This is a genomic window from Stenotrophomonas sp. SbOxS2 (assembly GCF_013416715.1).
Classification (GTDB): Bacteria; Pseudomonadota; Gammaproteobacteria; order Xanthomonadales; family Xanthomonadaceae; genus Stenotrophomonas; species Stenotrophomonas lactitubi.
The window spans coordinates 284,742-302,619 of sequence record NZ_JAAVXD010000002.1 but is presented as its reverse complement, the minus strand read 5'-3'; the positions used below and the strand labels follow the sequence as shown (position 1 = coordinate 302,619).

Annotated in this window: 16 protein-coding genes; 7 read left to right on the top strand and 9 right to left on the bottom strand. The window is 69.4% G+C overall.

Annotated elements, in window-relative coordinates:
• Positions 1-18: 18 nt before the first annotated feature.
• Positions 19-408, bottom strand: coding sequence for an I78 family peptidase inhibitor (locus HFK18_RS04530; protein WP_100554325.1), 390 nt, complete (start codon positions 406-408; stop codon positions 19-21).
• 116 nt (positions 409-524) lie between these two features.
• Here HFK18_RS04530 and HFK18_RS04525 point away from each other — a divergent pair, with 116 nt between their 5' ends.
• Positions 525-1,583 (top strand): DNA topoisomerase IB, encoded by a 1,059-nt coding sequence (locus tag HFK18_RS04525; protein WP_180164671.1) that lies wholly within the window; start codon positions 525-527, stop codon positions 1,581-1,583.
• Between the two features lie 3 nt (positions 1,584-1,586).
• On the opposite strand, the gene HFK18_RS04520 is transcribed toward HFK18_RS04525, so the two are convergent.
• Positions 1,587-1,895 (bottom strand): hypothetical protein, encoded by a 309-nt coding sequence (locus tag HFK18_RS04520; protein ID WP_100461762.1) that lies wholly within the window; start codon positions 1,893-1,895, stop codon positions 1,587-1,589.
• 215 nt (positions 1,896-2,110) lie between these two features.
• On the opposite strand from HFK18_RS04520, the gene HFK18_RS04515 reads away from it, so the two are divergent.
• The 3 genes from HFK18_RS04515 (at position 2,111) to HFK18_RS04505 (ending at position 5,759) form a co-directional block, all read left to right on the top strand.
• Positions 2,111-3,238 (top strand): SDR family oxidoreductase, encoded by a 1,128-nt coding sequence (locus tag HFK18_RS04515; protein WP_180164669.1) that lies wholly within the window; start codon positions 2,111-2,113, stop codon positions 3,236-3,238.
• A 190-nt stretch (positions 3,239-3,428) separates the two neighbouring features.
• Entirely contained in the window at positions 3,429-3,815 is a 387-nt protein-coding gene (locus HFK18_RS04510) for a BlaI/MecI/CopY family transcriptional regulator (protein WP_025876036.1), read from the top strand.
• Between the two features lie 3 nt (positions 3,816-3,818).
• Complete coding sequence (locus HFK18_RS04505; protein WP_180164667.1) at positions 3,819-5,759, top strand: M56 family metallopeptidase; 1,941 nt, start codon at positions 3,819-3,821, stop codon at positions 5,757-5,759.
• A 40-nt stretch (positions 5,760-5,799) separates the two neighbouring features.
• Here HFK18_RS04505 and HFK18_RS04500 read toward each other — a convergent pair whose 3' ends face one another.
• Entirely contained in the window at positions 5,800-6,123 is a 324-nt protein-coding gene (locus HFK18_RS04500) for an I78 family peptidase inhibitor (protein WP_180164665.1), read from the bottom strand.
• Positions 6,124-6,313: 190 nt separating this feature from the next.
• On the opposite strand from HFK18_RS04500, the gene HFK18_RS04495 reads away from it, so the two are divergent.
• Positions 6,314-6,868 (top strand): hypothetical protein, encoded by a 555-nt coding sequence (locus HFK18_RS04495; protein WP_180164664.1) that lies wholly within the window; start codon positions 6,314-6,316, stop codon positions 6,866-6,868.
• A 52-nt stretch (positions 6,869-6,920) separates the two neighbouring features.
• Here the strand turns inward: HFK18_RS04495 and HFK18_RS04490 are convergent, their stop codons facing one another.
• Positions 6,921-7,940 carry a ribonuclease H-like domain-containing protein gene (locus tag HFK18_RS04490; RefSeq protein WP_180164662.1) on the bottom strand — a complete coding sequence of 340 codons (1,020 nt, stop codon included), beginning with the start codon at positions 7,938-7,940 and terminating at the stop codon, positions 6,921-6,923.
• Complete coding sequence (locus HFK18_RS04485; protein WP_180164659.1) at positions 7,937-10,426, bottom strand: DEAD/DEAH box helicase; 2,490 nt, start codon at positions 10,424-10,426, stop codon at positions 7,937-7,939. The genes HFK18_RS04490 and HFK18_RS04485 overlap by 4 nt, the downstream gene beginning before the upstream one ends.
• 182 nt (positions 10,427-10,608) lie before the next feature.
• On the opposite strand from HFK18_RS04485, the gene HFK18_RS04480 reads away from it, so the two are divergent.
• Positions 10,609-11,130, top strand: coding sequence for a hypothetical protein (locus HFK18_RS04480; RefSeq protein ID WP_089241765.1), 522 nt, complete (start codon positions 10,609-10,611; stop codon positions 11,128-11,130).
• Positions 11,131-11,167: 37 nt separating this feature from the next.
• Positions 11,168-11,842 (top strand): hypothetical protein, encoded by a 675-nt coding sequence (locus HFK18_RS04475; RefSeq protein ID WP_180164657.1) that lies wholly within the window; start codon positions 11,168-11,170, stop codon positions 11,840-11,842.
• 57 nt (positions 11,843-11,899) lie between these two features.
• Here HFK18_RS04475 and HFK18_RS04470 read toward each other — a convergent pair whose 3' ends face one another.
• The 4 genes from HFK18_RS04470 to HFK18_RS04455 are packed head-to-tail and all read right to left on the bottom strand — an operon-like array spanning position 11,900 to position 17,878.
• A complete protein-coding gene (locus HFK18_RS04470; protein WP_180164655.1) occupies positions 11,900-13,705 on the bottom strand; it encodes a hypothetical protein in 1,806 nt (601 codons plus the stop codon).
• A complete protein-coding gene (locus HFK18_RS04465; protein WP_180164654.1) occupies positions 13,702-15,867 on the bottom strand; it encodes a hypothetical protein in 2,166 nt (721 codons plus the stop codon). Before HFK18_RS04465 ends, HFK18_RS04470 begins: the two co-directional genes overlap by 4 nt.
• Positions 15,864-16,985, bottom strand: a complete 1,122-nt coding sequence (locus HFK18_RS04460; RefSeq protein ID WP_180164652.1) for a BatA domain-containing protein — start codon at positions 16,983-16,985, stop codon at positions 15,864-15,866. Before HFK18_RS04460 ends, HFK18_RS04465 begins: the two co-directional genes overlap by 4 nt.
• Positions 16,982-17,878 carry a DUF58 domain-containing protein gene (locus HFK18_RS04455; RefSeq protein ID WP_180164650.1) on the bottom strand — a complete coding sequence of 299 codons (897 nt, stop codon included), beginning with the start codon at positions 17,876-17,878 and terminating at the stop codon, positions 16,982-16,984. Before HFK18_RS04455 ends, HFK18_RS04460 begins: the two co-directional genes overlap by 4 nt.

Genomic DNA, 17,878 nt, shown 5'->3' with positions numbered 1-17,878 from the left:
ATGCCGGCGCGGGATGGGTCAGCCGCAGCGGACGCCGCTGACCACGTCCTTTGCGTCCACCTCGATGTTCAGGCGGTCGCCCACGAACTCCATCGTGGTGACGTCATTGGGGTGCAGGACGCGGATCTGCTTGGCCGCTGCATCTTCCTGGGCCTGCTTGCCCAGTGCTTCGGTATAGGCCTGGCCGACCAGGCTCTGCACCTGGCTGGCGTCGCAGTTGCCAACCGGCGGTGCTTCGGTGGCCTTGCCGGCTTCATCGGCCGGGGCCTTGGCGGCTTCGGCGGCCTGCTGTGCGTGGGCGGTGGCCGAGTCCTGCTCATCCAGCGACGGCGCCTGGCAGGCGGTCAGGGCCAGCACGGCCGGCAGCAGCAGGGCGGAGAGGGAACGGGCGCGGATCGGGAACGACATCATGACTCCGGAAGGGATGGGACGGTGAAAGGCCGAGCATAGCGGCGAACCCACCCTCACGTGTTTGTCTTGCGTTATTGACGTGGCCACGCCGCGCCGCTCGGCAGACTGACGGCATGCCCGCCACCCCTACACCCGAACGCCAGGCCGCGCGCGCCGCCGGCCTGCGCTACGTCGATGACACACAGCCCGGTTTCAGCCGCGTCCGCGCTGGCAAAGGCTTCTCCTATCGCGATGCCGACGGTCATGCCATACGCGATGCCGCCACACTGCAGCGCATCCGCTCGCTGGCCGTGCCCCCGGCCTACACCGCGGTGTGGATCTGCGCCCATGCCAACGGCCATCTGCAGGCCACCGGCCGCGACGCGCGCGGGCGCAAGCAGTACCGCTACCACGCCGATTGGGCGGCGGTGCGTGATGCCGGCAAGTTCGACCGCATCATCGCCTTCGGCCAAGCGTTGCCGGCGCTGCGACGGCGTCTCGGCCGCGATCTCAAGCGCAGTGGCTTCCCCCGTGAGAAGGTGCTGGCGGTGGTGGTGGCGCTGCTGGCAGACACGCTGGTGCGCGTGGGCAACGAGACCTATGCGCAGGAGAACAAGTCGTATGGCCTGACAACGCTGCGCAACCGTCACCTGGATCTGCTTCGGGGCGGCCGGGTGCGCATGCGCTTCCGCGGCAAGTCCGGCCAGTTGCATGAGGTGACGGTGGGCGACCGTCGGCTGGGCGCGCTGGTGCGCAGCGTGCAGCAGCTGCCGGGGCAGGCCCTGTTCCAGTATCGCGACGACGCGGACGAGGTGCAGCCGGTGGATTCAGGCGCGGTGAACGACTACCTGCGCGAGGTGATGGGCGAAGACTTCACCGCCAAGGATTTCCGCACCTGGGGCGGCACGATGGCGGCAGTGCAGGCCTTCGCCGCCACCGAGCTGCCCGAACCGCCCAGCCAGCGCGCGCTGGCCAAGGCGCAGCGGGAGGTGGTCTGCCAGGTGGCCGCGCGGCTGGGCAATACGCCAGCAGTATGTCGCAAGGCCTACATTGATCCCTGCGTGTTTGCCGGCTGGGAACGCGGCGAGCTGACTGCACTGGCGGGCCTGCGCGGCCCGCGGCAGTGGGAGCAGGCGACGCTGAAAGTGCTGCGTCGGGCGCGGCGCCTGGCCAAGCGCGGCGGCGCGTCGTAACGATCAGCCGCAGTAGATGGCAGTAATGTTGTTGGTGCGGCCCTTTTCGATGGTCAGGCGCTCACCGCCTTCACTGGCCGGCGGCACGCGCGGACCGTCGTGACGCAGCACCTGCACGTGCAGGCTGTCGCTGTCGACGCGGGCACGCTCGACGGTGGCATCCGATGCCGCCAGGCCGACCGCGCCGCGCACCATGTCCGAATGGCACTGGCCGGAAATCACCCCGTCGATCGGCTGGATCTGGGCGACGGGGCTGCTGCTGCAGGCGGCGAGAGCGAAGCAGACGGCGGCGGTGGCAATGGCATGTTTCATGGGGACGTTCCTCGTGTTGTGGCCTGCAGGGTGCGACGACGCGCGTGGTGGCGGAATGAATGCCGTGCACGCGATGGACACGGTGCGCTCACTGCCGCCAACAGCCTGCGTGGAGACACTGCACGAGCGGCGCACGCCGCCCCCGGTACTGCGGCGCACGCGCCCCGGTAGTGCCGGCCGCTGGCCGGCAACCCCCATCCCCCGAGGAGACCTGCATGGCCACCACCACGAAGACCCCCGCCCGCCGCAAGGCATCGCCGAAGGTGCGCAAGGGCGCCCAGGCGGCGCCAGCCCCCGCCGAGACCGCCACATCCGAGCGCCCACGCGTGGTGAAGACCGCCACCCGCAAGGCCGCCGTTTCCGATCCGCGCGCGGCGCGTGTGGCAGCGCGGCAGCGACGCCTGCAGGACCAGGAAAAAGCGAAGGACGTACGCGCAGCGAAGAAGGCAACGAAAAAGGCGACCAAGAAGACCGCCACCCAGGCGGGCCCACGCCGTCAGCCGGAGACGATGCCGGCGCAGCAACTGGCCAAGCCAGGCCATGAGCATGCGCTGGAACTGGCACCGCGCTTCCTGGCACCGGACTACGTCGGCAGCGGCAAGCTGCAGGGCATGCGCGCGATCGTCACCGGTGGCGATTCCGGCATCGGCCGCGCAGTGGCAGTACTGTTCGCCCGCGAAGGCGCCGACGTCGCGGTGCTGCATCTGGACGAAGCCAAGGACGCCGAGCTGACCCGCCAGCACGTGGAGAAGGAGGGCGGCCGCTGCGTGGTGATCGCCGGCGACGTGCGCGATCCGCGCTTCTGCAACAAGGCCGTGAAACAGGTGGCCAAGGCCTTCGGCGGCATCGACATCCTGGTCAACAACGCGGCGTTCCAGCTGCATTGCGAGCGTCTGGAGGACCTGGAAGACGCGCATCTTCAGGAGACCCTGCAGACCAACATCGGCGGCTACATCCAGATGGCGCGCGCGGTGCTGCCGCATCTGGGCGAGGGTGCCAGCATCATCAATACCGGTTCGGAAACCGGCCTGTTCGGCAGCAAGGCGCTGATCGATTACTCGGCCACCAAGGGCGCGATCCATGCGTTCACCAAGGCGCTGGCCAGCCAGCTGCTGCCGCGCGGTATCCGGGTCAACTGCGTGGCGCCGGGCCCGGTATGGACACCGTTGAATCCCGCCGACAAGCAGGCGAAGGACGTGGCCGAGTTCGGCAAGGACAGCGACATGGGCCGGCCGGCACAGCCGGAAGAGCTGTCGCCAGCCTATGTGTTCCTGGCCTCACCGGCCTGCTCCAGCTACATCAGCGGGGTGATCCTGCCGGTGATGGGCGGGCCGCGCGGCTGACGCTGTGGTAGTGCCGGCCGCTGGCCGGCAGCTGCACCGGGGCAGGACGGGGTCAGATCCCTTCTGCATGCGAAAGGGATCTGACCCCTGCTTCGCCCCCTACCGTTCGTCGGCCCATGACTTCCGGGGGGTTGACTACAGGTGTCGTCATGGCAACAGTAGCGACACGTGTAGTCAAGGGAGTGTTGTCATGCGTGGCAAGACCATCGGGGACCAGGAACTGGCCCTGCTGCAGTATGTGGACGAGCAGGCGCCGGCCAGCGTCGGCGAGGTCGCCAGCGGCTATGGCGAACCGCGCGGGCTGGCCCGGTCCACCGTGTTGACGATGATGGAACGCCTGCGCGCCAAGGGTTACCTGCAGCGCCGGCAGCAGCAGGGTGTCTACCGTTACCAGCCCACCCGCGGCCCGGAGAGCGTGCTGCAGGGTGCCGTCGCCCAGTTCGTCGACAACACCCTGCAGGGCTCGGTGTCGCCGTTCGTGGCGTACCTGTCGCAGCGGCAGAAGGTCAGCGACAACGAACTGGCCGAACTGGAAGCGCTGGTGGCCGAACTGCAATCGCGTCGCCAGGAGGACTGAGCCATGGATACCTCGATGTTGATTCCGATGCTGGAGCGGCTGGGCTGGACGAGCCTGCAGACCGTGTTGCTGGTGGCGCTGGTGTACCTGCTGTGCCGCGCGCTGCCGACACTGTCGGCGGCCACCCGTTGCCGCCTATGGTGGCTGGTTTCGCTGCAGGCCGTGGTCGGCCTGTTGTGGAGCCAACCGCTGCAGCTGGCCTGGCTGCCCGCACCCGATGCGGTGGCAATGACGACCGTGGATCTTGCCGCGGACGCCATGTACACGATGGCGCCGGAGGCATCGGCACACCTGCTGGCGAACACGCCGATGGGCGATGTCGGCAGCACGCCGGTGGCCTGGTGGGCCGTTGCACTGGCCGCGCTGTGGGCGTCCGGCGTGCTGCTGATGGCCCTGCGCACCTTCGGTGAGTGGCGCCGTTGCCGCGCGCTGCTGGCAGCGTCGTATCCGTGCGAGGACCAGGCACTGGTGCAGGCGCTGCAGCTGGCCGCGGATGCGCACGGCCTGCGTCGCGCGCCACGCCTGTGGATGAGCGACCAGGTTGACGCACCGCAGCTGGTCGGGCCGTTCCGTCCGGTGCTGCTGCTGCCGGCGGGAATGAACGCGCTGCAGGGCGATGCGCTGGATCTGGCACTGACCCACGAACTGCAGCACCTGCAGCGTCGTGACCTGCAGTGGGGACTGCTGCCGGCGCTGGCCCAGCATCTGTTCTTCTTCAATCCTCTGTTGCGCCTGGCCGTGCGCGAATACGCCCAGGCCCGCGAGGAAGCGGTGGATGCGGCCGTGGTCGGCCAACATGGCGCCAGCCGCCATGCCTATGGCCGCCTGTTGCTGCAGCTGGGTGTGGCGCCGCAGCCGCACCTCGGCGTGGCCAGCGCAGCGCCCAGCACCACCAGCCTCAAGCGCCGCCTGCTCTCGCTGCAGTCGCACCGGGCGTGCCCGCGCCTGCTGGCCGTTGGCTTGACCCTGGTCGTGTTGGCCGTGGGTGTGGCGCCGATGCGCCTGGTCGCCGCTCCGGTCCCGCCCGTGCCGCCGGCACCGCCGCGTGCTGTGCCAGCGCCGCCGCCGCCAGCCGCGCCTGCCGCCCCCGCGGCCCCCGCGGCACCGCCAGCGGCCGCCGTGCCTGCAGAGCCTGCCGACTGGGCTGAGCCGGCTGAGCCGGAAGAACCGGCCGATGCTGACGAGTACGAGGAGCAGGACACGAGCACCCATTCGCACACCGGAACCACCATCGTCACCCATGGCCAGCTCGATCTCGGCACGCCACCGCAGCAGGCCTTCGTGCTGGTCGATCATGGCCAGGCGTTCGCCAACGCCGGCATGGACGACGTGATGCAGGCGCGCAGCCGGATTGGTGACGGCCCGGCGCTGTGGTTCCGTCAGGGTGACAAGCGCTACGTGGTGCGCGATCCGATGCTGATCCAGTCGTTGCAGCGTGCCTATGCCGGCGCCGCCGATCTGGGCCGCCAGCAGAGTGAACTGGGGCGCCAGCAGAGTGCGTTGGGTCGTCAGCAGGGCCAGCTCGGCCGCGAGCAGGGTGAGCTGGGCAGGCTGCAGGGTGAAGAGGCGCGTGAGATCGCCCTTGCCGCCGCACGGGCTGCACGCAGTGCGCTCAACGATCGCGACATCAACCGTGAAGCGGCAGCCGAAGCGGCACGGGCCACCCGTGGCGCGGTGGATGATGCGGCGATTGCGCGGCAGGCAGCGGCTGAAGCACAGCGCGCGTCACAGGTTGCCCGCAACCAGGCGCTGCAGTCCGAGCGCAGCCGCGAGATGAGCCGTCTCGCCAGCCAGCAGGCCGCGCTGGGAAGCCAGCAGGCCGCGCTGGGCAGCAAGCAGGCGGCACTGGGCGAGCGTCAGGCACGCCTGCAGGCGCAGGCCGCGAAGCAGGCAGAGCAGGTAATCGCGCGTGCGCTGGCCAGCGGCAAGGCCGAGCGGCTCTGAACCGGTAGTGCCGGCCAGCGGCCGGCACTACCCCGGTTGATCAACCGCAGCTGGCGCGCTCGATGCGGTTCTGCGCGTCCACCTGCACGGTCACGCGGTCCTGGCGGAAGTCCATGGTGACCGCCATGCCCGGTTTGACCACGCGTGCGTTGCGCGCGCCACTGTCTGCCACCAGCTTCTTGATCGTCGCTTCGTCGGCGACCTTGCCGGTAAAGCTTTCCAGCTTTTCAGGCTTGCACTCCTGGGGGCCGTCAGACACCTTGGCCGGCAGACTGCCGACCTCGGCGGAGGCGTTGCCACCGGCATGGCTGCAGGCCGCCAGCGGCAGGATGGCCGCAAGCAGCAACAGGGAGGATCGACGCATGGGAATACTCCTGGGTGACGTTCGGTAGCGGCAGTGTCGCCGGGACGTGTGTCAGTGGTGTCAACGCGGCCTGAATCCGTACCGCGCAAGCACCGCAACGCACGCCACCGTGCCCACGACCGATCTGATTGAAGCCTGTGCGGGCAGCGGTTAGTGTCTTCCCCCCCCAGGAAATCCGAGGTGCAAACCCATGGTTGAGCGTGTCCAGCGATTGGCCGATGTGGTGTCGTCTATTCCTGGCGTGCGCAGCGCGTCGGTGACCAAGCATGATCTGTCGGAGATGGCCGTAGGCGAACTGTCGCAATTGCCCTATGCAGACCTGCCGCTGGCCGTGCTGCGGCGTAGCGAAGGCAGCTTGCCCCATGAGCTGCTGATCGGTATCGAGTTCGACCTGAACGGTGGCGCGGAAGGGTGGCTAGCGCTTGAGTTCTTGTCCTGGTGGGTGCGCGATGCTGCGAGGAGTGGTTCGCTGATGCAGCTGCGCAGCCTGGCACTGCCGCCGCTGGAGCAGCAGTTCGGCGAAACGCTGAAGTTCACCATCGACTGGTTCCATGCAGACCCGGAACAGGACATGGAACGGCTGTTGGTTGCCGTGGACGAACTGGCCGCGCACCTGGCGTCGACTCTGGACCACTACGCCATTGCCGAACGGATCACCGCAGCGGCGGGCCAGACGTCCAACCCAGGCACCGCGCCTGCGCAAGGTGGATTTGTTGGACGCCTGCGGAATCTGTTTACAGGCTGAAGCGCCAGGGAAAAGCCGCAGCGGAGCTGCGGTGCGTTGCACTGCACACGATCTACCCGGCAACCAGCGCCAGCGTCTCCCGCTCGCGCTGCTCTTCCCGCACCAGCCGCTGCAGCAGCAGCGCCAGGGTCACCACGTCCTGGTGGTTGTGGTCGGCCACCCGGCGCAGATTCACCGCATCGCCGCCGCGCAGGAAACGCAGCCACGCAGCAGGGGCTTCCGAACCGGGCAGATCATCCTCGCGCACCACGCGCAGCAGCTGCCGCTCGATGGTGGACAGCTTGCAGTTTTCCCACGTACCGCGATAACGACGGCGGGTGGGATACAGCAGGTCGACGTGGTCCAGCGCAGTGATGGGATCGGCCTGCCTGGCCAGCCGGTAACGCGTCTTCAGCAGTGGTGCGTCGTAGCTGCGGCCGTTGTAGCTGCAGAACACGGTATGCGGCTGCAGCCAGCGGGCGAAGGTGGCCAGCATGGCTTCTTCAGCGGCCATCGTGGAGATCAGCAACTGGCGGATGCGCAGGCCCTCGCCGCGCTGTGGGCACACGTGCCAGTCGGCGGCGCCGATCATGAAGGCGCGGGTGCCGGTGCCGCCGGCCAGGCCGGTGGTCTCGGTATCGAAGAACAACAGGTCGCGCGCGGACACGTGCTGGTCTTCGCGCTTGGCGAACGCCAGCGACAGCGGCATGGTGGGAATGGCCTGCGGCTGCAGTGACTCGATCAGGAACAGGCCGGGCGCGATTTCTTCGCCGGGCAGCTGGCGGTCCTGCGCATTGGCGCGTGCCGGCGCCGGGCCGCCACGCGAGCGCATGCCGAGCAGGCGATGCAGGCTGCCGACCTCGGGCCGTCGCAGTGTTGCCGGCGCAGGCGCGGAGGTGGCCGGGCCGGTCGGCTTGTGGCGGATCTCCTGTTCCACCCAGGCAAACACCGAACGCTCGGCCGGCGGCTGCCGCGCATCGTTGGCGGCCACGGGGGCCGGTGGCGTGTCCTGTGCCGGCGCGGCAGGCGTGGCTGCTTTCGGGTCACCGGCCTGCTTCCGCAGCAGGCGCAGCTTGTCCAGGCTCAGGCTCACGGGGCGATCAGCTCCACCGGGTCGCGCGTGTTCACCACTGCGTCGGCGACATGCTGGCAGGCATCGGCATCGAACAGGTCGAGCACGCGCAGCGCCAACGCACGCGGCGAGGTTTCATCTTCTTCCTGCGCGGCCAGCACCGGGCCGACGCAGGCCGGACAACCCGCCCTGCAGTCGCAGCGCTGTACCAGTTCGCGCGCGCGCTGTACCAGCTCGGCCTGGCGCTGCCACAACGGCTCGCTCAGACCGACGCCACCGGGGAAGTTGTCGTACAGGTACACGGTCGGCACGAATTCCTGCAGCAGTTCCACCGCGCCCGGCTCGCCATCGCTGCCACGCAGCTGGCCGCGCCCGCTCTGGTCGGCAATCGCGATCCAGGTGCCATCGCCGTTGCCCACCGACTTCTGCAGGTCGCGTGCATCGGCCATCACCGCCACCGTGGCGACGATGTGCAGCGCATAGGCCGCGCCGAGGAAACCATCCAGCGCGTCCTGCTTGCTGGCGAAGGCGCGCAGCAGCAGCGCCTGCGGCAACTGCCACCACACCGCCGTGGTGTGCAGTTCCTGGTCGGGCAGGTTCACCGGGCCGTAGCCGATGTTCTCGTGGGTGTAATAGCGGATCTTCTTGTAACCGGCCACGCGGCGCACCACATGCACTTCGCCATGGTGCGAATCGCCGCGGCCGGCCACGCCACCGTCGAAGCGGTCCAGCACCTTGAGCTTGGTGAAGTCGATGCTGTCGGTGTAGTAGTCCACGTGGGTGCGGGTGACGTAGGCCTTGCGGCCTTCCCAGTCCAGCGTTTCCACCTGGTACGGGGTGGACTGCACCATGTGGATGGCACCTTCGTAGAGCGTGAGCGCGGCGGCGGAGTAATCCACTTCGGCGATGATCTGCTGGCGGCCATCGCTGCGGTCGACCACCACGAAGTTGCCATCGGCCACCGCGCGCAGACTGACCGCGTTGGCCGGGTAGCTGTCGGCGATCCATTCCCAGCGCTCGCCTTCGCGGTGGATCACCTCGGTTTCGGCCAGTGCTTCCAGGAACACTTCCGGATCGATCGGGCCGAAGCCATCGCCGACCCGGAACGGCAGTTCAAACGCCGCGCAGCGGATGTGGTCGAACAGGATCAACGGCTGGTCGGGCGCGATGCGCGCGTGTTCGGGCGAGGCCTCGGCGAAGAAGTCCGGATGGCGCACCACGTACTGGTCCAGCGGCTGCGAGCTGGCCACCATCACCCCGAGGGCAGGCTGCTGGCGGCGGCCGGCACGGCCGAAGCGCTGCCAGGTGGCGGCTACGCTGCCCGGATAACCGTTGAGGATCACCACGTCCAGGCTGCCGATGTCCACGCCCAGTTCCAGCGCCGAGGTGCTGACGATGCCGTCGATGTTGCCGGCCCGCATCGCACGCTCGGTCTCGCGGCGCTCGGTGGGCAGGTAGCCGCCGCGGTACGCGCGGATGCGCGGTGGCTTGCGCGGGTCGTGGTCGAAGATGTCCTTCAGGTACTTGGTCAGCACCTCCACCATCAGCCGGGTCTGCGCGAACACCAGCGTCTTCAGCCCGGACTTGATCGCGATGCGGGCGATGCGGTTGCTCTGCGAGCGCGCCGAGGCACGCAGGCCCAGGTCCGGGTTGATCACCGGCGGATTCCACAGCAGCACCTGCTTCGGCCCGCTGGGCGCGCCGGATTCGGTGATGGCGGTGACCGGCGCTTCGATCAGCGCCTCGGCATGCGCCTGCGGGTTGCCGATGGTGGCCGAGCACAGGATGAACTGCGGTTGCACCCCGTAGAACGCGCAGATGCGCTTGAGCCGGCGCAGCACGTTGGTGACGTGGCTGCCGAACACGCCGCGATAGGTGTGCACTTCGTCGATGACGATGTAGCGCAGGTTCTCGAAGAACTGCGCCCACTTGGTGTGATGCGGCAGGATCGCCTGGTGCAGCATGTCCGGGTTGGAAACCACGATGTCGCCATGCAGGCGGATCGCCTGGCGGGCATCGCCGGGGGTGTCGCCATCGAAGGTGAAGGCCTTCACCCCGAGGTCGCCGGCGCGGTTGAGCTCCAGCAGTTCGGCCACCTGGTCCTGGGCCAGTGCCTTGGTCGGGAACAGGTACAGCGCCTTGGCCTTGTCCTGCATGGCGGCGCTGACCACCGGCAGGGTGTAGCACAGCGACTTGCCGCTGGCAGTGGGGGTGACGATGGCCACGTGCTCGCCACGCTGGCTGGCGTCCCAGGCCTCGGCCTGGTGGCTATAGAGCTGCTCGATGCCGCGTGCCTTCAGTGCCGCAGCCAGGGCCGGTGGCACGGAATCGGGAATCGGCGCGTAGCGGCCTTCCCGGCCGGGAATGGCGAAACTGCCGGTGATGCGATCCTGGTAGCGGCGCTGCAGGCGTGCACTGAGCAGGGCGCCATCGCGGGCGGGCAGGCCATCGCGGGTAGCGAGCTGCTGCTCCGCATCGGCGGTGCGCTTGGCGAGTTCGTAGGCCATGGGAAGAGGATTTTCAGGGGGTCACATGGCACCACAGATGGGTCTCAGCATGTGAGACACCGTGACGGGAGGGAGTGAATCATTCAGTGCGGCGCGCTGTGCGCTGAACGCCCGTGCCACCGCCAACGAAATCTGAAGCCCGCATCCGTATCCTTGGTCGCTGGACGCAACCAACAGGGTGGATGGCTGTGGCACGACGTGGAACGCAGGGAGCACTTCTGGCCAGCCTGCTGCTGACCGGCATCGCGCAGGCGCAGCAGGCCGCGCCGGTGACAGTGCCCGACCCTGCGCCTGCTCCCCCTGCGGACGCACCGGCAGCAATCACCGCGCCGGTTTCCAGCACCCTGCCGCAGGACAACGTCACCACCCTCGGTGAAGTGCGTGCGCTCAAGCCTGAAGACGACCAGCCGCTGGACCTGTACCGCTTCAAGAATCCGCTGAAGGCCGAGAACAACCGCTTCAGCCGCAACTGGAGCGAGCCGCCGTCGCCCGAACAGGTCAGCATGGCCGGGGGCTACATCATGATGGGCGTGGTCAAGGGCGTGATGGCGGCCGCAAAGGGAGTGAACAAGCTCACCGGTGGCCCGGACCAGATCCAGTCGGCCATCGCGCGGCCGCCACCGGAACTGAGCGCCGAGCAGCAACGGCGCGCACTGCAGTTCTGCGCGCAGCAGGACGGTTGCGGGGCACCGCCTCAGAAGTAGGCGGTATCCTGCGGACCTTCCCTTCGAGGTTGCCTGGATGCTGCGACGTACCCTGTTCCTGCTTGCGACGCTGAGCCCGCTTGCCGCCTCCGCCAGCGAGCTGACCGATGGTGGCTCCTGCCGCAATGGCGCGTTTCCTTCGGAGCAATCGGGCTTTGCCCTGGCCAAGGTGGTCGGCACGCCGCGCCTGTATCTGCTGGGTGACATGGACGGCTGCCCCGCGAAGGGCGAACCCGCCTGCCGCCAGCGCAGCTACGTGGTGAGCGGCGATACGGTGGTGACCGGGCGCGATCTTGGCGGTTACCGCTGCGCCTTCTTCCCGAACAAGGTCGGTGGCAGCGCAGGCTGGGTGGATCGCAGCAAGCTGCAGGCGTTGCCGGTTCCAGCCCCTACGCTGCAGGCCTGGTCGGGAGACTGGAAGGACAGTGACAACGGCCTGCGGATCCGCGTGCGCGACGGCCAGCTGCACGTGGAAGGCGATGCCTACTGGCCCTCGGCCAACCCGACGCCGGCCGAGCGCCCGGGCGGCCCGAACATCGGCGCGGTGAGCGCGCAGGCGGTGCCGCATGGCGCCCAGGTCGACTTCGTGGAGGACACCTGCACGGTGCACGCGCAGCTGTTGGGGGACGTGCTGATCGTGGCCGACAACAGCGAGTGCGGCGGCATGAACGTGCGGTTCAATGGTGTGTACCGGCGCGCGGGGAAACGTTGAACGGCGCATTCCGAGTCAGTAGATCCACGCCATGCGTGGATGGTGCTTGCGTTCCAATCAGCGTCGCCGCTCAAGCCACCACAGCAGCGATGCGCACAGCACGAACGCCAACCACCACGGCCAGCGCGACCCCGGCACGCGCTGGTCCGCCTGCGCGGTAGCCGGTGCGGAAGTAGCCAGCCGCTGCGCGGTGGCATCGATCATCGCCTGCCGGTGCAGCGCCGAGGCCTGCTTCGGATCGAACACGTAGCGCCAGTGCAGGCGGTCGCCATGCCGCAGGCGCTGCCAACCGGCCTGGCGTGGCCACCAGCCTGCGCATCGCGCCGCGCCGGTGCTGCCGTCGACGATCAGCGGTACGCCTTTGCCGTGTGTGTCGAAGGCTTGCAGCGGTGCCTGCATGCCACACAGCGACTGGCGTTCGCCGACCCAGGCCAGTGCCTGTGGCGACCATGGGCCTTCGGTGCCAGCCTGCGCGCGTGCCAGGGTGGCGAACACTGAGCTCCACAACTCGCCGTGGCGATCCTCGCGACCGGCCAGTACCCAGCGCCAGCTGTCAGTGATCGGCAGCATGCCGATGCGACCCTTGCCGACGGCGCGCCAACCGCCGATGGGCTTGCCGTCGCGATCCTGCAGCAGGGCGCGGCTGTCGGCAGCCTGCAGTGCCAGGTACTCCAGCGCCGGTAGTGCCGCTACGTGCGACGCGCGGTCGGCTTCTTCGCCATCACCGGTGGCCAGGGTGCCGGCGGCCAAGGGCCCGCGACGTGCCTGCAGCATCGTCGCGTCACCCTCGGCGGCCATTGCCGCGAGCTGGCTGCCGGCATCGCCCTGCAGCGGCAGGCCCAGATCGCGCAGCCGTTGCCGTGCGCTGGCCGATGGCGCGCCGGTACTGCGCACCAGCAGGCCCAGGCCGTCGCGCAGGGCCTGGCGCACGGCCGCCATCTGACCGGCGCCGAGTGCGGCCAGGCTGCGTTCGTCGAGCAGCAGCAGGTCGCTGCGCGCCAGCGTGGCTGCGTCCAACGCCACGCTGCCATCGCCCACGCTGAGACCTGCGCCGGTCTCGGCCTGCAGCTGTACGCGGATGCCGGCATCGGTGGCCCAGCGGCGCAGGTACTTCAGTTCGGCGCCCGGTGCAGCAGAGCGCACCAGCAGGCGCAGCGGAGCGGCGGCCAGCGTCTGCTGCGGCACCGGCACGCTGTCGGCCACATGGCCCTGCGCATCCAGCAGGCGCAGCTGGAACACGCTACGGCCTTCGGCGCGGGCGACGCCGCTGAGCTGCACACGGCCATCGGCTGCCAGCGGCGCACGATCGACCACGGCGCCAGCCGGGTCCAGCAGTTCGGCCTGCGCGCGTTCCACGCCGCGTGCCTGTGCGTGCACATCGAAGCGGGCACCGGGAGCTGCGTCCGCAGGCGGCTGCAGCGTGATCCAACCGTTGAGTGCAGGCGCTGCCTGCCAGCGCGTATCGGTGGGCAGTGCGGCATCGCGATCACGCGCGGCCAGACCGGCTCCGACCAGGGTCACCGTAGAGGACGGATAGCGGCGCAATGCGGTGGCCAGGTCCGGCACGCGCGCTGCACCGGCCACGTTCGTTGCTTCCGGCAGCAGAACCCGGGTTGCGCCGGCCGGCAGCGCACCCGCCTTGTCGGCCTCAGCGCCGATCACCACCAGGCCGGTCGGGGCAACGCGTTGTGATGGCGGCAGCAGGCAGACGTACAGCAGCGCAGCGGCGGCGGCCTGCAGCGTGAGTACGGCGATCAGACGGCCGCGACCCCGCGTGGGCGAACGCAGCTGGCGGGCACTGGCGACGAGCACGATCAGCCCCAGCACGAGCGCGATCCACACATTCAATGCCGATGTGCTCATGGCTGGGCCTCCAGCGCGTCGAGGTAGCGCTGCCCCATGGCATCGGCTGCACTGCGTCGCATCACCTGCGGCAGTGGCCGCTGCAGTGCGCGCCACAGCTGCGCACGCAGGCGCTGTCGGCACTCGGTGCAGCCGGGTTCGATGCGCAGTTGCTCGATGGCGGCAGCCAGGTCCAGTGCGTCGGGCAGGAAGGCGCTGTTGCGCTGCTGCCAAGCGGCCAGCATGTTCAGGTCGGGCGTACCGCCCTCGTCGCCCAATCGCTGCCAGGCCTCGACGACGGCTGGGTCAAGGGGCGTGCGCGCGGCCAGCGGCAGTGCGCGGCTGGCCAACCCGGCACGGTCGCCACTCAAGCGTCGGCCCTCGTCGATCGGCGGCAGCTCCGGGCCGACGCGGGCGAGGTAGATGCGCTCGGCCTGCTGCACCTGCTTGATGAATGCCAGCGCTTTGTAGGCAAACGGCAGGGCCTGCTCGGGGCGCCCCTGGCGCAGCTCGCCTTCGGCCGACCACATCTGGTCCAGTGCTGCCTTCAGTGTGGCGCGCGTCTGCGGGTCAAGCAGTGTCGCTGCCTCGGCGTGGTCGTGGGTATGCCCGTACTCGGACAGCACGTCGGTGGCACTGCCGAACACCGGCGGCGTGTCTCTGCCGTTGGCCGCGCCGCCGTGGTCGTGGCCGTGCTCGTCATGTGCGCCTGCCTGCGCCTCGTGATCGTGCTCATGATCGTCATCGTGCGCGTCGGCCGCGGGGGTATCGCTGGTGGGCAGGTCGCTGGTCGGCGGTGGCTTCGGCGCGCCCTCGCTTTCCTCGCCCAGGAACTGGCCGTAGCGCAGGCGCAGGATGCGCTGGTCGACGCCGATCGCATCGCTGCGCTTGATGAAGGTATCGGCGGCAACGCCCCGGCGTTCGCGGATCAACGCCTCGGCATCGATGATGATCTGCCGCTGGCTGCGGAAGTACGCAGGCAGGGTCTTCTTGATGCGGCCTTCCAGTTCGGCACCGAGCACCGCTTCGGTGCTGGGCAGGCGCAGGATCACGCTGCTGCTGCGGCCGACCTGTGCTGTCGGTGCGTGGTTGTCGCGCACTTCCAGTTGGGCGATCACATCGTTGCCGGGCTGTGCGCCCAGAGCGGCCAGGTCGAGGGTGTGGGCAAAGCGCCGTGCTGTCGCCTCGCCGCTGCCGTTGAGGGTCACGCTGCGCCGGACGAAAGTGATGTTCTCACCGCTGCCTTGGGTGGTGGTGATCGACAGCGTCGCCTGCGGGAGGACGCCATGATCGTCGCTGGCCTCGAAGCGCAGCGTCCATTTCCGCTGCCCGGGGCTGCCCAACACCAGGCTGGCAGCAGGGTCGATCACGCGCACCGTGGGCGCACGGTCGGCCACCACGTCGAGCCGATGCAGGCGGGTGTCGGCCAGCGCCGGTTCGCTGACCACGCGATACAGCACCGGGGTGCGCGCCACGTCCTGCGCCTGCCACTCGCCGTCGTGCTCGCGCAATGGCAGGCGACGGCCATCGTGGAACTGCAGCCAGGCCTTGCTGGGTGCACGGTCGAAGCGCAGCGACCAGGACAGGCGACTGTCGGCGGCGACCTTCGCGTCGAGTGCGTTCTGCGTACGCGTGGGTTGGCCGGTGTAGGCCGGTGCATCGATGTGCAGGCGGGTGGACTGCAGGCGCAGTGGACCGGCCTGGCTGCTGCCTTGTGGCGTCGCAAGGGCGGCGGTGCCCGGTGCGGCGTTGTGCGGCCAGCCCAGTGCCAGCACAGCGACGGCGATGCCGCCGATCCAGCACAGCGCCACTGCCCTGCGCGGCCAACGTGGTCGCAGCTCGGGGAGGTTGCGTTCAAGCGCCGCCAGCACGTGCGTGCGCTGGCGTTGCTGCAGTGGATTGAGTGTGGCGGCGTTGGCGAACAGCAGGTCGGCGCTGTCCTCGCTGGCACCACTGGCATCCAGCCTGCGCTGCAGCCAGCGCCGGTCCAGCTGCCGGGCGCGGGTCTTTGCCACGGCCGCAATGAGGAGCAGGGCCACGGTCGCCACGACGCAGGCGATATCAAAACCCGACAGGCGCAGCGCCAGTGCCGCCGCCGCCAACGCCCATGGCAGGCCCAGCAGCACGGTGATCGCGGCGCGGCGCCGGCGTGCGTGTTGCCATGCCTGTTGCAGCGTCTTCATGGTGCGGCCCTGCGTCGCGCGCTGCTCGCCATCCAGCGCTCAAGCGCGAACAGCAGCACGATCATCAGCAGCAGCCAGGAGGTCGGTTCACGCAGGGGCGGCGCTGCCGCGGGCATCATCGCGCGACGTGGTGCCTGGTCCTGCGCATCACCCAGCCGTGGCGTTGATGGCGGTTGCAGGGCCTGCAGCAGGTCTCGCGGCAGGCGGTCATCGCGCAGTGCACGGTTGCGGGCCACGTTCCATTCGCCGGGAAGATGCAGCAGGCGGCCCGTGCCGATGCGCTGCTGCCACAGCAGCGGTGCATTGTCTGCATCACGCAGCAGGACGGCTGCGCCCGCGGGCGGCTTGGCAGCGGTCAGCACCGTGCCGCCCCGCTGCAGCCAGCGCTGCCAGGTGCCAGGCAGTACATCGGCGCCGGTCCACACGCCAATCTCGCCGCGACCCGGCAACGCATCGTCGGCCAAGGGCGCCGCCAGTGGTTGCGTACTCCATGCGCGCTGCAACGCGCCCAGCCAGTGCTGCGCAGCCGCTGGGGCATCACTACGCGTACGCAGGCGTGGCGCCACGGCGGCGTGCGGCACTGCAGTGACGGCCAGCGTGTGCGGCTGCCACTGCACCTCGCGCGACAACTGCAGGCGGGCACCATCAAGGCCTGGCAAGGGATCGGGTACGTGTACGGTCAGCGCGGTGCCGGCCGGCAGCTGCGCATCCAGCTCGCGCAGCAGGCTGGGCAGCGAAGCCGCGTCCACCGGTGTGGGCTGGTCGATGGGCGGAAAGCCCGGCGCCAGCCAATGCCAGTTGCGTGCATCGGCGTTGCCGCGCAGTGCGTTCGCGTCCAGGCCCGGTGCCACCACCGTCCACGCCGCTGGCACCGGTGCAGGACCGGTCAGCGCCGGACGCGCCAGCAGCAGGGCCAATGCGGCCAGCAACAGCAGGCGCACCAGCAACAGCGGCCAATCATCGAAGCGGATGCGCTGGCGTGGCCGTACCTGGGCGCGCAGCCAGCGCAGCGCGGCGAAATCCAGCGGCGTATAGGGATGACGACGGGCGAGGTGGATCAGCAGTGGCAACAGCCATGCGGCCAGCGCGGCCAGGCCCAGCGGAAACAGCAGGCTCATGCGCCGCCCCTGCGGCCGAACAGCGCCTGCAGCGGTTGGTCCAGCAGCTGGTCGAGCCAACCGGTGGCGGTGGCGATGCCACTGGACTGCAACCGCGCCCGCAGCGCGGCATGGGCCTCGGCGAAGCGCTGCAGGTAATCAGCGCGGATCGCGGCGCCATCGCCGAGAAGTTCATCGCCCGTTTCCGGATCGCGGAAGCGGTGACCAGCATCGAAGGGGAAATCGCGTTCGTCGGCGCTCAGCACCTGCAGCAGCATCACCTCGCGGCGCGCGCTGGACAGCTGCTCCAGCAGCACGATGCCCTCGTCATCAAAACCATCGCCGATGGCCAGCAGCAGATCGCCAGGGCGCACGCGTTCCCACAACGGGCGTAAGCGCTCGGCGCCCGGCCATCCGCCACGCGCCTGCAGGGCATGCAGTTGCAGGTGCACGCGGTCGCGCTGGCGCGCGCCATGCGCGGCCGGCACCAGTTGCAGGCCTTCGCCATCGATGGCCAGCAGGCCGAAGCGATCACCCTGCTGCAGCGCCAGCTCGACCACGCAGGCTGCCAGTTGCCGCATGTGGTCCAGGCGGCTGCGTCCAGGAGCCGCGCGGTCGGCCTGGCCCGCCGAGGCGGTGGCATCGAGCAGCAACCAGACGGTGATCGGGCTTTCGCGCTCGGATTCACGCACGAAGAAGCGGTCCGAGCGCGCGTACAGCTTCCAGTCGATCTGGCGCAGTTCGTCGCCGGGCTCGTAGGCACGGTACTGGGCGAACTCGAGGCCGGCACCGCGGCTGCGGCTGGCGTGCTGGCCGATGCCGCTTGCGCCGCTGGCCCGGCGTGGCAACAGCCGCAGCGCACGCAGCCGCGCACGCAGGTCGGGTGGCAGCAGCAGCGGCGTGCCGGCGGTCAC